This is a genomic window from Acinetobacter sp. YH12140 (assembly GCF_013418475.1).
Taxonomy (GTDB): Bacteria; Pseudomonadota; Gammaproteobacteria; order Pseudomonadales; family Moraxellaceae; genus Acinetobacter; species Acinetobacter amyesii.
Genome location: NZ_VPBZ01000002.1, coordinates 259,573 through 275,802, shown reverse-complemented (window position 1 = coordinate 275,802; position 16,230 = coordinate 259,573). Strand labels below are relative to the sequence as shown.

Annotated in this window: 15 protein-coding genes; 7 read left to right on the top strand and 8 right to left on the bottom strand. The window is 39.1% G+C overall.

From position 1 onward, the window contains the following. Positions 1–23: 23 nt before the first annotated feature. From FTU75_RS02865 to FTU75_RS02850, 4 genes are all read right to left on the bottom strand, one after another. Complete coding sequence (locus FTU75_RS02865) at positions 24–494, bottom strand: hypothetical protein (RefSeq protein WP_180115073.1); 471 nt, start codon at positions 492–494, stop codon at positions 24–26. A 56-nt stretch (positions 495–550) separates the two neighbouring features. Then, positions 551–1,525: a bile acid:sodium symporter family protein gene (locus FTU75_RS02860; protein WP_180101881.1), complete on the bottom strand. Its 975-nt coding sequence runs from the start codon at positions 1,523–1,525 to the stop codon at positions 551–553. 223 nt (positions 1,526–1,748) lie between these two features. After that, positions 1,749–2,150, bottom strand: a complete 402-nt coding sequence (gene gloA / locus FTU75_RS02855; RefSeq protein ID WP_180101882.1) for a lactoylglutathione lyase — start codon at positions 2,148–2,150, stop codon at positions 1,749–1,751. A 197-nt stretch (positions 2,151–2,347) separates the two neighbouring features. Further along, a complete protein-coding gene (locus tag FTU75_RS02850) occupies positions 2,348–4,492 on the bottom strand; it encodes an MFS transporter (protein WP_180115072.1) in 2,145 nt (714 codons plus the stop codon). Positions 4,493–4,676: 184 nt separating this feature from the next. On the opposite strand from FTU75_RS02850, the gene FTU75_RS02845 reads away from it, so the two are divergent. Continuing rightward, positions 4,677–7,346 (top strand): ATP-binding protein, encoded by a 2,670-nt coding sequence (locus tag FTU75_RS02845; RefSeq protein WP_180115071.1) that lies wholly within the window; start codon positions 4,677–4,679, stop codon positions 7,344–7,346. A 181-nt stretch (positions 7,347–7,527) separates the two neighbouring features. On the opposite strand, the gene grxD is transcribed toward FTU75_RS02845, so the two are convergent. Beyond that, positions 7,528–7,869: a Grx4 family monothiol glutaredoxin gene (gene grxD, locus FTU75_RS02840; RefSeq protein WP_067762767.1), complete on the bottom strand. Its 342-nt coding sequence runs from the start codon at positions 7,867–7,869 to the stop codon at positions 7,528–7,530. Between the two features lie 198 nt (positions 7,870–8,067). Between grxD and FTU75_RS02835 the strand changes: the two genes are divergently transcribed. Beyond that, entirely contained in the window at positions 8,068–9,279 is a 1,212-nt protein-coding gene (locus tag FTU75_RS02835) for an aspartate aminotransferase family protein (RefSeq protein WP_180115070.1), read from the top strand. A gap of 68 nt (positions 9,280–9,347) precedes the next feature. On the opposite strand, the gene FTU75_RS02830 is transcribed toward FTU75_RS02835, so the two are convergent. The 3 genes from FTU75_RS02830 to surE form a co-directional block, all read right to left on the bottom strand. Further along, positions 9,348–10,277 (bottom strand): LysR family transcriptional regulator, encoded by a 930-nt coding sequence (locus FTU75_RS02830; protein ID WP_111884224.1) that lies wholly within the window; start codon positions 10,275–10,277, stop codon positions 9,348–9,350. Positions 10,278–10,369: 92 nt separating this feature from the next. Beyond that, positions 10,370–11,200, bottom strand: coding sequence for a peptidoglycan DD-metalloendopeptidase family protein (locus FTU75_RS02825; protein WP_180115166.1), 831 nt, complete (start codon positions 11,198–11,200; stop codon positions 10,370–10,372). 114 nt (positions 11,201–11,314) lie between these two features. Then, entirely contained in the window at positions 11,315–12,088 is a 774-nt protein-coding gene (surE, locus tag FTU75_RS02820; RefSeq protein WP_111884223.1) for a 5'/3'-nucleotidase SurE, read from the bottom strand. A 116-nt stretch (positions 12,089–12,204) separates the two neighbouring features. Here surE and FTU75_RS02815 point away from each other — a divergent pair, with 116 nt between their 5' ends. From FTU75_RS02815 to FTU75_RS02795, 5 genes are all read left to right on the top strand, one after another. Continuing rightward, a complete protein-coding gene (locus tag FTU75_RS02815; protein WP_180115069.1) occupies positions 12,205–12,579 on the top strand; it encodes an MCR_0457 family protein in 375 nt (124 codons plus the stop codon). A gap of 228 nt (positions 12,580–12,807) precedes the next feature. Beyond that, entirely contained in the window at positions 12,808–13,194 is a 387-nt protein-coding gene (locus FTU75_RS02810) for an MCR_0457 family protein (protein WP_111884221.1), read from the top strand. Positions 13,195–13,312: 118 nt separating this feature from the next. After that, entirely contained in the window at positions 13,313–14,461 is a 1,149-nt protein-coding gene (gene dacC, locus FTU75_RS02805; protein ID WP_078191838.1) for a D-alanyl-D-alanine carboxypeptidase PBP5/6, read from the top strand. A gap of 103 nt (positions 14,462–14,564) precedes the next feature. Beyond that, a complete protein-coding gene (locus tag FTU75_RS02800; RefSeq protein WP_180115068.1) occupies positions 14,565–15,095 on the top strand; it encodes a gamma carbonic anhydrase family protein in 531 nt (176 codons plus the stop codon). A gap of 318 nt (positions 15,096–15,413) precedes the next feature. Next, positions 15,414–16,046, top strand: coding sequence for a hypothetical protein (locus FTU75_RS02795; RefSeq protein WP_180023459.1), 633 nt, complete (start codon positions 15,414–15,416; stop codon positions 16,044–16,046). Positions 16,047–16,230: the final 184 nt, after the last annotated feature.

Sequence of the window (16,230 nt, the reverse complement as noted above, 5' to 3'; positions counted from 1 at the left end):
TAGATATTCAAGGCTGAATCGCTCTACTCTTTAGGTTGAGCTTGCTCTAAATATTTTTGATATTGTAATTCGACTATACGCTGAAATTGGGCTTGATCAAAATGATTTAATCTTTCAATAAATGCAGGACAAAACGTCGCTGCATTTACTGGCTGTAATGATTTGCTCATGCCCTCTAACATGCCTTGAAGCTGCTGTTTAAATTGTGCATCGACTGGCTGATCAACATCTTTTGCTTTTAATGGCTCTACACCATTAAAACGGACAGCCTGAACCGCAGCAATTAATTTTAGCTTGGCAGCTTGATAAGCCTGATCTAATTCCGTATTCATCTGTGGTTGTCGATCACGACAAAAATCCAACATGGGCTGTAGGCTGATGAGCGGCATTTTTTCAATGACATCACGGTTACTATTTAAAGATAAATCCTCTTGAGCATGAACGACTGTGTTCATACCGAAGAATAAAATGAAGAAACCTGTTTTAATTTTCACGATTTTTTTCTTTTCATCTATATAAGGTATTTTAAAAGGACCTTTTCATCTCGCCCTTACTCTTGCCCACGGCTCTGTTTTGCCCAAAGGTTGGCAATCACACCACAGACCATCAACTGAATTTGGTGAAAGATCATAATTGGTAAAACTATCATCCCCATCGGCTGACCAATAAAGAGAATTTGTGCCATGGGCACACCACTCGCCAAGGTTTTTTTAGAGCCACAAAAGAAAATCGTCTTTTGATCAGCTCGACTAAAGCCCAACCAACGCGGTACGTATAGCGCCAATAACATAATGATCGTTAACAAGACAGAGCACGCCACAATCAACAGGAATAAGGTTATACCACTTACTTGATGCCATAGCCCTGCCACCACTGCACTACTGAATGCACCATAGACCACCATCAAAATTGAGCCCTGATCAAATACCTTCACAATTTTTGGCATTTTCTTCATATAAGGAAACACCCAAGGACGGAGGAGCTGCCCTAAAATGAAGGGAATCAGTAATAACAGCGTAATTTGAATAATAGATGCAGTCGGATCGTAGTTATGTTGTGACTGACCGAGAATAAAATAGGCCACCATCACTGGGGTAATAAACATCCCAATAATATTTGAAAATGATGCACTACAGACTGCGCCAGCAACATTACCCTGTGCTACCGAAGTAAATGCAATAGAAGACTGTACTGTCGAGGGTAAAAAGCACATAAACAAAAAGCCCCAATACAACTCTTGCCCTAACATCGGCACGAGAATTGGTTTCGCCATTAAACCCAATAATGGAAATAATGCAAAGGTAAAACCAAAAACTAAAGCATGTAACTTCCAGTGCATTATGCCTTCAACCACAGCCTCACGAGATAACTTTGCACCATGGAGAAAAAATAAAATGGCAATTGCAGCCGTGGTAATATAGCCAAAGATTTCTGCAGCTTGACCACTAACAGGCAAAAAAGTCGCAAGTATGACCATTACAAAAAGTAGAATGGTAAAACGATCCAAAGCCAACATTTTCAGCATAACAACATCCTGTACAAATTTCCCTTTAAAGCTGATCGGCACAAAAATGCCCAATAAGCTAAATTTACCATTGAGTAAATTTCATCTTACTGGGCCATATAAATAAAGCCAGCTTTTCTCCGATATATTCATTATTTTAAACGTTGATAGTGAGCTCAACGCAAAAAAATTTATAAATAAGAATATTCAGAATTACAGATGACTTTATATTAATGATTGCACATTAATTATTTCGTGCATTTGAGTCTTGTTGGATCAACTCAATTTTATAGCCATCGGGATCTTCAACAAAGGCAATGACGGTCACACCACCTTTCATTGGTCCTGCTTCACGTACAACGTTTCCGCCACGTACTTTAATTTCTTCACAAGCCTTGTAGGCGTCATCTACAGCAATAGCGATATGGCCATACGCATTACCCAATTCATAACCATCTGTATCCCAGTTATGCGTTAACTCAAGTACAGTATGATTTTCTTCATCACCATAGCCCACAAATGCCAAAGTAAAACGACCTTCTTCATAATCACGCTTACGAAGCAAAGTCATACCGAGTACTTCAGTATAGAACGCCAATGAACGCTCTAAATTGCCTACACGTAACATGGTATGCAGCATGCGCATAATCGAGTTTCCTAAATCTATCATTATGTTTGAATACTATAGGGATTTAACATACAAAGTTCAATTTAAGTCTAGAATGCATATACCCGCTTATTTCAAATATCCTTGTCTAAAATCACAGATATACTTAGGCTATTTAGTAGCTTAGAATAAAAAAGCCCACTCAAACTGAATAGGCTTTTTCAAGTTAAATTGAATTATGAATTGGATTTTTGTTCATGTTCTCTCAATAGTTTGGCAACCCACACCACTAAAATTAAAATCGGAATACCAATTAAAGTCGTCATCAAGAAAAAGTTTGGATAACCGATATTGGTCACAATCGTACCAGAGTAACCGCCTAAAATTTTAGGGGTTAAGGTCATTAATGAACTAAAGATGGCATATTGAACAGCTGTGAAAGAAACACTGGTTAAGCTCGATAAAAATGCAATAAATGCCGCACCAGCAAGACCAGAAGCCAAGTTATCAACAATAATCGCGAAATATAACCACAGCGAACTATAAGGCTTAATGACCTTACCTTTGATGTCCACATTCTGTTCAGCACTTGCTAAGTTAATCGGTTGAATATCAATACCAAGCACACCTGACATATTGGCTGATGTATTCACTTGATATGTTAAATCGACACTCTTTTTCACCACATCATTTTCTAGTAGTTGAGCCGTTAATGTTTTTTGCTTTGCTGTTTCGAGCGCTTGACCTGGAATTGCAGCACTAAAAACACCAGTTTTATCAAGCTTCGCGTCGAATGGTTTAGCATCCAAAATAATTTGAATTTTTTGATTTTCTTTTAATTCGCCTGCCAAGTATTGTCCACGGACCACAATACTATTTGCAGTCTCTTGAGCTGAAATCGTGTTATCTGAAGTCACTGGCAGCAACATCATTGCTGAGTTTGAAAAAGCATTATTCAGATACGGCAAACTCACCTGTACTGGATGTTGATTCTTAGACTGATAATCCGCACTGACTTTAATATTTTGATCTGCAGCCAAGACTGCTTTTGGAATTTTAACTACCCAAGCACCCGTGTCATCCGGCGTCGCTGTATATTGCTGCCCTGCTACATTTACAGTGACATCGCTTAATGGCTGACCTGATTTGACCAGACCGATAAAAATCAAGTTTGTTGAACTTGCTAAAATCGCACCAACAAACATCAATTTCATAATGTTCATGCGCTGCGCTAGCAAACCGCCAAGGAAGCCGCCAACCAAGCTAAAAATCACACCATAGACTTTTACAGCTTCAGCAATCTGCTCTTTGGTGAAGTTTAAATCTTGATAAAACACATTAGAAATGACGCCGGCGATAATATCGGAAATACGGTAAAAACCAATAAGTAACAACAGCACTAAAGCCAGTTTTAGACCATAACGCTTAAAAAAATCTGCAACTGGATTAACCCAAGTTTCAAATGCCATCTGCTTATTTACAGCACCTGATTTCACTAAAACAGAACCGACACCAAAAGCAACCATAGCTGAACCAATAAAGCGTACAGCCTCTAAACAGAACAATGCAAATGAGTCTGAAATTTGCCACTGCTCTTTCAAGCTTTCAACCGCAACACCTGAATAGATATAACTCAAAACAAAAGCAACCACCGCAGCAAAGAATACCGCGACTAAACGATAATAGTCGGTCCGTTTATAATGCTTTTGTACACGGTCAACCTGCGGCTCACGTATCGATAAAGTTGTGATAATACCGATAACCATTACAGCAGCCATTGCAAGGTAAGTATATTTCCAAGCTTCATAAATATAGTTACCTTTGGCCGTGCCTAAATATGCAGCCAAAAATAACGCCCCTGCACCTGCCACGATCATGCCGATACGATAACCTGCATTATAGGTCGAAGCTAAAACGGTCTGCATTTCAGTTTCTGCCAACTCAATACGATAGGCATCGATCACAATGTCTTGCGTTGCGGCAGAAAAACCAAGTAGTACGGCTCCAGCGGCCATTTGGTAAATATAGCTTTGTCCTAAAGCAGGATCTGAAAATGCCATGATACAAATTGCACAGATAATGAGAACCTGAGCGATCAATAACCATGCTCGGCGACGTCCAAGTTGTTTAGTTAAAAATGGCACAGGTAACTCATCAATTAATGGCGCCCAAACAAACTTAAACGAATAGCCAAGCGCTGCCCAGCTAAAAAAAGTCACTGCACTTTTATCAATTCCTGCTTCACCTAACCAAAGCGATAAACTGGAAAAGATCAGTAAAATTGGGATGCCGGCCGAAAAGCCAAGAAAAAGCATAATCAGCGCACGTCGGTCTAAAAATGCAGTAAAAGCAGATTTCCATCCTGAAGCTTGTGTTGTCATGACTCAGTTATTTTTGTCAAAATCGAATGTTGCTATTCAAGCGCTTAATGACAACGGTTTCAACAACATTTATGAAATCATTGTTTTATTTTATCGATATTTCGCATGCTGTTGCTTGATCTTTGGCATTAAACCTGTATACCTTAATTACATATCTCTATTCTTTAGTTTTTTGGATTCAACAGTGACCCAGCGACTTGAACAAATTCACTCTTCTTTATCAACCACCATTAATGAACCCAACACAAAAAACTTAGCAGAAACAGTAACGACACTAAAGAGCGCTTTTGATCAACCCGAAATACAGAATACTTTAACTAAAACCCAGTTGCAGCCACTTCAGCTGACGCATACACCTGAGCTAAAAAAAATACCAACGTCTACCAAGCGGATCAAACCACTTAATGACTTTTTAGGACAAGATCGTGCCCGAGCTTCGGTCGAGGCTGGCATTGCATTACCCTATTCAGGCTATAACATTTTTGCTGTAGGTACCGCAGGCTTAGGTAAGCGCACCATGATTAAGCGCTTATTACAACAACACGCTAAAAATATGCCAACGCCTTCAGACTGGGTCTATGTCAATAATTTTAAGTTTCCGCGTGAACCGATTGCGCTGAAACTTCCTTCTGGTCAAGCGACAAAATTCCAAGCGTTATTACATCAAAGTTGGCAAACTATATTAAAACAGCTTGAACGTCGTTTCACCGCAGAAACCTATCACAATCGCATTGAAATGATTCGCCAACATGCTGGTGATGAACAACATCTTGCTTTAGTTGAATTAACGCGAGAAGGTGAAGAGCTCGATCTTAAACTGATTTCTCAGGATGATGATCATTGTTTCGTTCCGATGCACTTAGTAGATAACAAATACCAAGAAATGTCGAAAGAAGACATCAATGCTTTAAGCAGCAAACAACGTGCTGAAATTGCATCAAACGTCCGTTATATGGATAAAAAACTTGAACGCCTTGGTCTACATCTTGGTGATCTTGAAGATGACGCACGCGATAAAGTTCAGGTTTTAAACCGTGAAATTGCTAAACAAGTTGTAATGCCGCGTATTGATCTAATTCAAAATAAATTCAGCATGGTTGAAGGCTTGGAAGATTATCTGAAGCAATATGCAGATGACATCATTCAAAATGTTGAGTTTGTGCTTGAGCAAGAAGAAGATGACTTTACACCTGGCCTATTTAACCGCGTGCCATCTCGCTACCAAGCTAACATCATCGCCACACACAAACCAAATGCTGGTGCGCCCGTTATTTTTGAAGATTTCCCAACCCATTACAATTTGCTAGGTCATGTCGAACAACTGACCCAAAATGGCACCATCACCACAGACTTTACGTTAATCCGTCCTGGTGCATTGCATAAGGCCAATGGTGGATTCCTCATCTTGGAAGCTGAACAACTTTTAGAGCAGCCTTATGCATGGCAAGGTCTAAAACGTGCATTAAAGTCAGGACATTTAAAGCTGTCTTCACTTGAACATATGCTTACATTGACAGGCAGTATTTCGATTGAGCCTGAAGCTATTGATTTAAATATCAAAGTGATCCTGCTTGCTGAACCTGATATTTATTACGATATTTTAGAACTCGAACCAGAACTGGGCAGTGTCTTTAAAATTCGTGCCGATTTTACCGATACATTACAACGTAATGACATTAATGAGCAGGCATATATGCAGCTGATTGCTGACTATGTGCAAACAGACAAACTTCTGCCATTTGACCGTACAGCACTTGCTGCACTGTTAACTGATTCAAGTCGTCAAGCTGAAGATCAAAGCTCTTTGTCATTACATGCCCTCACCTTAGGTGATTTGATTCGTGAAGCACATCATCATGCAGCACTTGCTGGCGATAAAATGGTGACAGAAACACATATCAACACCGCTCTTGATCATCGTAAATACCGTCTAGGCTACTTACGTGAATTATATTGGCAAGATCTCACTCGCGGTACACAGTTAATCGAAACCAAAGGTCATCGATTCGGGCAGATTAACGCCCTCTCTGTGATTCAATATGCTGATGTTGAATTTGGTTTACCGTCACGTTTAACGGCTTCGGTTTATCAAGGTGGCGGCGATATTTTAGATATCGAGCGTAGTGTAGAACTCGGTGGTTCTTTACATGCCAAAGGCGTCCTGCTGATGTCGAGTTTCTTAAAGGCACACTTTGGTCGTGAACAAATTTTACATTTTTCTGCTGCCCTTGCCTTTGAGCAAAGCTATGGCCAAGTAGATGGCGACAGCGCAACTGTTGCAGAGCTTTCAGCTCTTATTTCCGCTATTAGCCAATTACCGATCGATCAATCATGGGCAATCACTGGCTCAATGAACCAATTGGGTCAAGTTCAACCGATTGGTGGTGTAAATGCCAAGATTGAAGGCTTCTATGATGCATGTAAATTACAAGGGCTAACAGGCAAGCAAGGTGTTATTATTCCACGCCAAAATATGCAGCACTTAATGTTACGCAAAGATGTGATTGAAGCTGTGCAACAAGGTCAATTCCATATTCACGCCATAGATACCATTGACCAAGCTCTAGAAATTTTGATGGCGCGTCCAGTAGGCACTCTTGATAAAAAAGGTCGTTATAGCAAAGGCTCAATCTACGCTGCTGTCATGGAGCAACTTGAATACTGGCAAGCGATTGAAGATGGTGCTGAGTTTGAGGAAGAAGAGCCAAAGAAAAAGAAAAAAAAGAAGAAGTCAAAAAAGAATAAAGATAAAAAGGCAAAGAAGTCTGAAGCTCAAGACAGTACTGCTAAAAATGGGACTGCTGAAAACGAGCAACGTGTTGAAGAAAGTCCGACTGAAGACAATCCGTCATAAATGTTCGATTAGATTATTCATTTGTTGATTTTTCCACCATTCATTGCACTTTAAATGCCTTTGAAATGGTGGAAAAACGCATAAACCACGACTTTTTTGATAAATAAGTCATAAAAAAAGCGCCTTTAAGGCGCTATTTTTATCTGTATCCAATGATCAAAATCATCAAATACACATCCAATTAAGCTTCAGGAGCTGGGCTATATTGTTCAACTAAAGGTTGTAATTCACCTTTTTGGAACATATCAAGCATAATGTCGCTACCACCGATCAACTCACCATTGATCCATAATTGTGGGAAAGTCGGCCAGTTTGCAATTTGTGGAAGAGTTGCGCGAATATCTTGATTTTCAAGAATATTTACATAAGCAAACGGACGACCAATTTGACTGAGCGCTTCTACTGCACGCGCAGAGAAACCACACTGTGGAAACTGTGGAGTGCCTTTCATGTAAAGTAGAACTGCGTGTTTAGCAATTTGGTCACGAATTAACGCTTCTGTATCGCGTGCTTGTTCAGTCATTGATATATCCTCAATAAATCTGCTTCGCATTATACCCAAAACTGAGTAAAACAATATGACTAAAGCAATATTTCACGTTTTATTTACATTTCAGCTTTTCAAGTGAGTCATATTTTGCTTATATAGACCTCTTGATGCTCATATATATATGGCGTCTCCTCTATATTATTTCAATCACCTGACAAATTAGAGTTAGTCATGAATAACATTACCCTTGCCCCAGTACAAACTGATCAACCATCGCACTTGATGCCAGTATTTGGCCGCCAACCGATCAGCTTTGTCCGAGGTCAAGGTGCTCACCTGTATACCGCAGATGGCACAGAATACTTAGACGCACTGACAGGGATCGCTGTTTGTGGTTTAGGTCACTCACATCCTGCAATTACAGCTGCAATTGCTGAACAGGCAGCGACCCTCATTCATACCAGTAACTTATTTGAAGTGCCTTGGCAAACGGCTGCTGCGCAAAAATTAGCTGAAGTTGCGGGTATGGAAGAAGTTTTCTTCTCAAATAGTGGTGCAGAATCAAATGAAGGTGCAATCAAAATTGCACGTAAATTTGGTCATATGCAAGGTGTTGCAAGCCCTAAAATTATTGTTGCTGATCATTCATTCCATGGTCGTACCATGGCAACGTTATCTGCGACAGGTAACAAAAAAGTTCAAGAAGGCTTTGGCCCATTGGTTGAAGGTTTTATTCGTGTACCTTTTGGTGATATCGAAGCAATTGAAGAAGCTGCAATTCACCACCCTGACATCGTAGCGATTTTGGTTGAGCCGATCCAAGGTGAAGGTGGTGTAAATACTGCACCTCAAGGTTTTAGCTATTTAGAAGATATTCGTCGTATCTGTAACCAACACAACTGGTTAATGATGCTTGATGAAGTGCAAACAGGTAACGGCCGTACTGGTAAATACTTTGCGTATCAACACACCAATATTGTTCCTGATGTGCTAACTACAGCTAAAGGTCTAGGTAATGGTTTCCCTATTGGCGCAGTCATGACTCAAGGTCGTGGTGTAGGCGTTTTAACAGCGGGTAACCACGGTTCAACTTATAGCGGTACAGCATTAGGTTCACGTGTGGTTTATACCGTGATTGATACCATTCAAAAGGAAAACCTTGTTGAAAACGCTGCAAATATGGGTGCGTATCTTGTTGAGCAATTCACAGAGCAACTTGCAGAGCAAAACGTGACTGTTCGTGGTTTTGGTTTAATGGTCGGCATTGAATTACCAAAAGCATGTGGCGAACTTGTGAATATTGCACGTGATGAGCATCACTTGATTATTAACGTAACAGCAGGCTCTGTGATTCGTTTATTACCTACGCTGAACATCAATAAAGAACAAGCGGATATCTTAATTGAACGCATTGTTAAAATGGTGAAAAACTTTCTAGCGTAATTTGTGCCGAAAGTAAAAAAAGCCGCTGATTGCGGCTTTTTTTATATCTTTTTAAACCTTTTTTGTTTTTATGAGGCTTCTTGGTATACACGTCCGCCTGGTAATTGACTGAAATACAATTTTAATGCATCTAGGCAACGATGAATCTTGGTAGGCTGTTGATCACGTTTAGACATCACCGCATATAGAGTAAATGATGGTAAACGCCATTCTGGTAAAACTTCAACAAGAGAACCGTTTAATAAGTCTTTTTGCGTATCTAGATATAATATTCTTGCAATGCCATGTCCTTGTTGACACATTGCTTTTGCAGCAAATACATTATTTGTTGTAAATCGGGAGTGCACATCCAATGCAACCTGCTCTTTAGTCACTGCATTTTCAAATGCAAAATGCTGAAAGTTTCTAACCAAATTTATTTGAACCATATCATGATTTTGTAAATCTTCTGGTCGTGTAATTAAACTGGTTTGGTTGATATAGCTTGGTGCTGCAACGAGAACTTGTTCAACATGTGCCAATGGCACCACATGAAACTGTTGATCATCAATTTTTGAACTCATTCGTAGCGCAATATCAATGCGGCCATCAATTAAGTCGATATATTGATTATCTGCTTCTAGATGAACGGATAAACCGCGATGTGCCGACATCCAATGTGACAACGCAGGAATCACATGATTCGCACAAAGTTCTGGTGTTGATGCAATACGTAATTCACCGACTAAGTCGTCACGAAGTTCATTGATACGAATTTTGCCGCGCTCTGCGGCAGATAGCATCTCTTGGCAACTATGAAAAAAAGCTTGTCCAGCTTCTGTCAAACTTAACTTACGTGTTGAACGATGTAAAAGAATGACTTCCATATCCTGCTCTAGTGAGCGGATTTGCTGACTCACGGCACTCGTGGTAATACCTAACTCACGAGCAGCACCGCTAAACGAATTTTTTTCCACAACGCAAGCAAAGACACCCATTGCTCGAAGTTGATCTAACATAAATTTCCCTCATAAACTTATGAGAAGCTTCATCTTTCGATAAAAGCAACTCATTGTATTATACGGGGATATTTTGCTTTTGCATTATATATTTAATTATTTGGTAAAACTGAAGTTGGATTGATTGGTTTACCATCTAAACGCACTTGGAACTCAAGCATCGTGCGGCTGGTACCCGATGAACCCATCTCACCAATTTGCTGCCCTGCTTTCACAGTATCGCCACTTTTGACATTCATTTTACTGTTATGTGCATATGCAGTGATATAGCCATTAATATGCTTCACCAAAATTAAATTGCCGTACTCTTTAAGACCATCGGCGGCATAGACCACTTGACCATCAGCTGCTGCAAAAATAGGATCACCTGTATTACCTGCGTAACGTGTTCCTTTCACATTCGATGCTAAGTTATAGCCTTGTAATACCGTAGGACGCGATACTGGACTCACCCAACGTAAACTTGAAGAACTGACCACTGGCGTTGGAACTGTAGTTCGCGTCACTGTCGATGGAGTGGTTGAAGCTTGAGTCACGGGCGCTGTTTGTGTTGGCATTGCAATCGTTTGGCGTTGAATTGGTGCCGCTTGAGTCATGGCTTGTGTAGACGTCGTACGACGAGAGCCACTATTTTTAAGGCGAATGGATTGTCCAACATAGATGCGATAAGGCTGGGCAATATCGTTCATTTCTGCGATGCTGACATAGCTCAAGCCATAGCGAGCTGCAATGCCACTTAAAGTATCTCCCGAACGAACTGTATAATAATCCGGAGCAGTCGCATAACGGGTCGCATTATTAATTTGTGGTTTTGACGCACAGCCAGTCATGACCAAAGTTGTAACCACAGCAGCAGATAAAACAAGGGTCTTAAATAATGCTGCAGGAGCGGTAATAACGCGATATTGTGACACCAGGGACATCATCTTCCTCACTAATAATTCAAATATAGTCATTATGAATGGGCTAAGATTAGCAAAAATCCAGTCTAAAAAAGTTGCGGCATAACCATTTTCACAAAGTTATAACACTAATACTTAAATTTTAGATAACTCTGCGTGTAAGTTATTCAAAATCTCATAGTTTGTAGCATCCATTTGTATAGGCGTTACACTGACATAACCATTTGCCACGGCAAAGAAATCTGACTCGATATCGGTTAAGCCTTTCTTAGGCTCTGCCACTGCCTCGCCTGCCAATCCAATCCAATAGACTTGACGACCACGCGGGTCTACATGACTGGTAATCGGTTTGGACTGTAAACGTCTTCCTTGATAGGTCACTTTGGTGCCTTGAAGTTCAGCAACATCTGGAATATTGATATTAAAAATATGTCGTGCAGGTAGCGCAGGTAAGCCATTGGCAATAAAGTCATGCACCCATTGTGCAGCTACGGCATAATCTTCAGGGTTGTTATAACTACGCACATTCGGCCCAGCCAAAGACACGGCTAGCGCAGGTTGTTTCATTAGACGACCTTCAAATGCGGCACCGACCGTCCCTGAATACAGCACATCATCACCCAGATTTGCGCCGCTATTGATCCCACTCACCACCAAATCAAATTCAAAATCGAACAGACCATTCATTGATAAATACACACAGTCCGCAGGTGTGCCATTTACCGCCCACATATTTGGTGCAATTTCGACAGGTCGTAATGGTCGATCTAAAGTCAGTGCACTTGAAAAACCGCTGCGTTCACTTTCAGGTGCAACAATCACCACACGACCGAGAGGACGCAATGCATGTGCTAAAGCTTGGATACCGGGAGCAAAAACGCCATCATCATTGGCAATTAATATATTCACAACTAAATTTCCATTACTAAAAAATTAAAAATGACTCGCAAGAACATTTTATTGAAATATATGAATAATTATATATATTTACATTTCAACATCCAGCATAAATGTGTGTGTACAAAATGAATAAAACCGTAGCACTTCGTGGTTTATTAGGCTTTGCTCTAGCAGCTTGCATGACTCAAACTGTGGTCGCAGACAATGACTTCACTCAAGAAGAAGCCAATACCATCGTAAAAGAAGATATTGCATCTGCACAAGTCATGTTAGAAGTATGCCCTGCGATTATTGGTCAAAATGCAAAATTTGATGCCAACATTCAAGCACTCACTAAAACATATCTTGCTGATTATTCTGATAAATCAATGACATTAGAAAAATTACAGTCTGACAGCGAATATAAATCAGTTCTTGAAGAAGCGCGTCAAGCTGCTAAAGAAACTGATAAAGTTGAGCAAAAATCAGTTTGTGATGACGTTTTAAGTTATGAAGGTTAATTGATGATTCAGCTTTGGACGTCCTCTAAATAGGTTAGTCCTTATTGCATCAAACCTGCCAAAAAAAGGATGAAGCCTTATAGCCTCATCCTTTTTTCTTTCACAATGTATTGATTTTTAAACAGCTTCAATACAATTTTCTACTGATCTCTACCAGAAATACGATTAAGCTAAGCAAATAAATTTTAGCTATTTGATATCTTTTAGGTTATTTAACAGGTTATTTAAATGAAAAACTCTTTTGTAAAATCTCTTTGTGCCCTTAGCCTTTCTGCTTTTGCTTTCACTACCATGTCTGCACATGCCGCAGATGAAAAAATTGAAGTCACCCCTACACCTCAAGTGACTAGTCAAGAACTTGCAGCTATCTATGTACTATCTGAAGTCTGTCCAAAACTTGTGAATGACAAAGATCAGCCGAAGTTTGAAGCGGGTTATGCAAAATTAGCCAAAGAATATATGCCGAATGAAAAGAACCCAGTAAATGCTTTACAGCAACTCAGCAAACAAAAAAGTTTTAAAGACGCTTTAAAAGAAGCGCAGTCTGATGCGAAGAAAGCTGGCGATAAGAAAAATGGTGCGATTTGCAAAGAATTGACTGCTTACAGCAAATAATACCAATTGGTTACAATACTTTTAAAATAAGCGCTTGCACCCCATAGCAGTCCGCCTAGCTTTGTCCTAAAATGCTAGGCTCTTTGTGCTTATACCTAAGTTATTGGAACCACCCAGAATGACCCGAAAAACCGCCCTTGCCGCATTACTACTTGCACCTAGTTTTTCATTCGCGGCAACTGTCCTTTCTGCACCACCTGAATTAAATAATAAATCTTATGTGCTGATGGACTATGAGACAGGGCAAATCCTTGCTTCTAAAAATGAAAACGAAAAATTAGCTCCTGCTTCAATGACAAAAATGATGACCAGTTACATCATTGAACAAAAGTTATTAAGCGGTGAACTAACTGAAAATGAAAAAGTACGTATGAATGAGTCGGCTTGGTGTCGCGGCAGCAGCACTGAGTCATGTATGTACGTTCCGCTCAACGGTACTGCAACTGCATTAGAAATGTTACGTGGCATTATCATTCAGTCGGGTAACGATGCTTCTAAAGCTATGGCAGAACATATTGCTGGCAATGAAGGCACCTTTGCCCACATGATGAACCAAGAAGCGAAACGTATTGGCATGGTGAATACTCAATTCATCAATGCGACAGGTATGCCAGCTGAAGGTCATTTCTCGACTGCCAAAGATATGGCGACTCTTGCGCAACATATCATTCATGACAGTTCAAAATACTATCCGATCTACTCTGAAAAAGAATTTACGTTCAATGGCATTAAGCAAGGCAACCGTAATGCCCTGCTTTATACTGACCCAAGTGTAGATGGTTTAAAAACTGGTCATACTGAAGAAGCTGGCTACTGCTTAACGACTTCAGCTAAACGTGGTCCTTTACGTTTAATTTCAGTGATCTTTGGTGCGCCAAGCATGAACGAACGTGCATCTCAAACACGTGAAATTTTAGCTTGGGGTTATGCAAACTTTGAAACTGTAAAAGTCCAACCTGCTAAACAAGTACTTGCAAAAGCAAAAGTTTGGTACGGTAAAGACAATGAAGTTCAAGTAGGTCTAGCTGAAAACTTTAACGTGACGATGCCTAAAGGCGAAGCGAACGCCATTAAAACTCAATTGGTTGTTCAACCAAAATTAACTGCTCCTTTAAAACAAGGTCAAGTGGTTGGTAAATACGTTGCAACGCTTAATGGTAAAGTCATTGCTGAAAAACCACTTGTAGCTCTACAAAATGTTGAAGAAGCTGGTTTCTTTGCAAAAATGATTGATCACATCAAACAATTCTTTAGCAACTTATTCTAAGTTTGATGAAAACTCGATATTAAGACTAAAGTGAAAGCATCTAGATTTCGGTCTAGGTGCTTTTTTATTTTATACTGCCTAAAAACCTGTAGATGACTTTCCTATGAGCCAAAACATTCGCCCTTATTTAGACACTGTTCCACGTATTGCTGACTCTTGCTATATCGATGAAATGTCAGTGGTGATTGGCGATGTTGTATTGGCTGAAAATGTCTCTGTTTGGCCATTTGCTGTGATTCGTGGTGATGTAAACCATATTCGTATTGGTAAAAACTCTAATGTGCAAGATCACTCAATGTTGCATGTGAGTCATAAAAAAGCCGATAAACCTGAGGGTTCTCCACTGATTATTGGTGAAGATGTGACAATTGGTCATCATGTGAAATTACACGGTTGTACCATTGGTAATCGTGTTTTGGTGGGTATAGGTACGATTATTTTGGATGATGTAGTTGTTGAAGATGATGTGATGATAGGCGCGGGTTCACTTGTTCCACCTAATAAGGTTCTAGAAAGTGGTTATTTATATGTTGGTAGTCCCGTTAAGAAAGTTCGACCTTTAACAGATAAAGAAAAAACGTTCTTGCCTTATTCAGCGCAGAATTATGTGAAGGTGTCGGGGAATTATAAATAAAATAGATTTTGCATAAGATTTTTATGTAAAAAAATGAAAACTCAGGTAGGTCTAGCATTACTTGCTATTGTAGCAACTAATGAAAATATTTAGAGAAATGCAAGTGTTCTAAATTTAATAGAAAAAAACTTAAAAATAGAAAATGAAGTCTGTAATAAAAAAATTGTAAAAAGTCAGTTTAATCAAGAAAATTTCATCTTTAATTAAAGTTGAAATGCAAATGGGATATGAAGCCAAATTAGATGGCGGAATAATTTATCCAAATCCAAGATTTACAACACATACATTCACATTAACTTCGGCTGCTAGACGTATTTCATGAAAAAATATCTAATTTTAACTATTCTTTTTAGTACAGTTTTCACTATAACTGGATGCTCTAATGCACAAGAGATTCCAAAGAAAAATGAAGTTGTAGAAGAACAAAAAATATCCCTATCAGATGATATTATCATCCAAAAATACAGAACATTAATGAATGATATAGACATTCATAACCCTAAATCTAAAGAAAAATTAAAAAATATTTTATTAGATGTAAAAAAAATCCAAGCTCAAAATGAGCGAGAAAAAATAGAAATGAATATTTATCTCTCTTTAGAAATGTATCAAGAGGCTTATGAATTAAATAAGAAACAACTCAATGAGAGACCAACTCAAGCTAAATTATTTAAGCACTGTGAACTAATGCAAATTTTGAAGTATCCGCAAAATGACCTGCGATCTTGTCAGAGTAAAGTAGCAGAAGGTATAAGGAATGAATTAAATACTATCCCCAAGGATGATCCAGCTTATCCGTATGCTAAATGGGGATATTTATTAGCTATGTATAAATCAGGACATGGTGAGTATAAAGAACAAATGGAAAAATTCATTAACTCGACTACAGATGAAACAATGAAGTTCCAATTTCAGGGTTCTTATGAAATGGCAATTGAAAGTAACAATTGAAATAGTGCATGTATTAATTATTTTTTAATATTAGTCATATCCATATTACAAAAAAAGCCTATATCAACTGTTCAGGGCTTTTTATGATTCATTGTTTCCAACCCCATTTATGAAACAGTGTTCCATAAATTTCTACGCTAAAAAATATCTCTCTCCAAAGAATTCACCTCCCATCATAGCCACC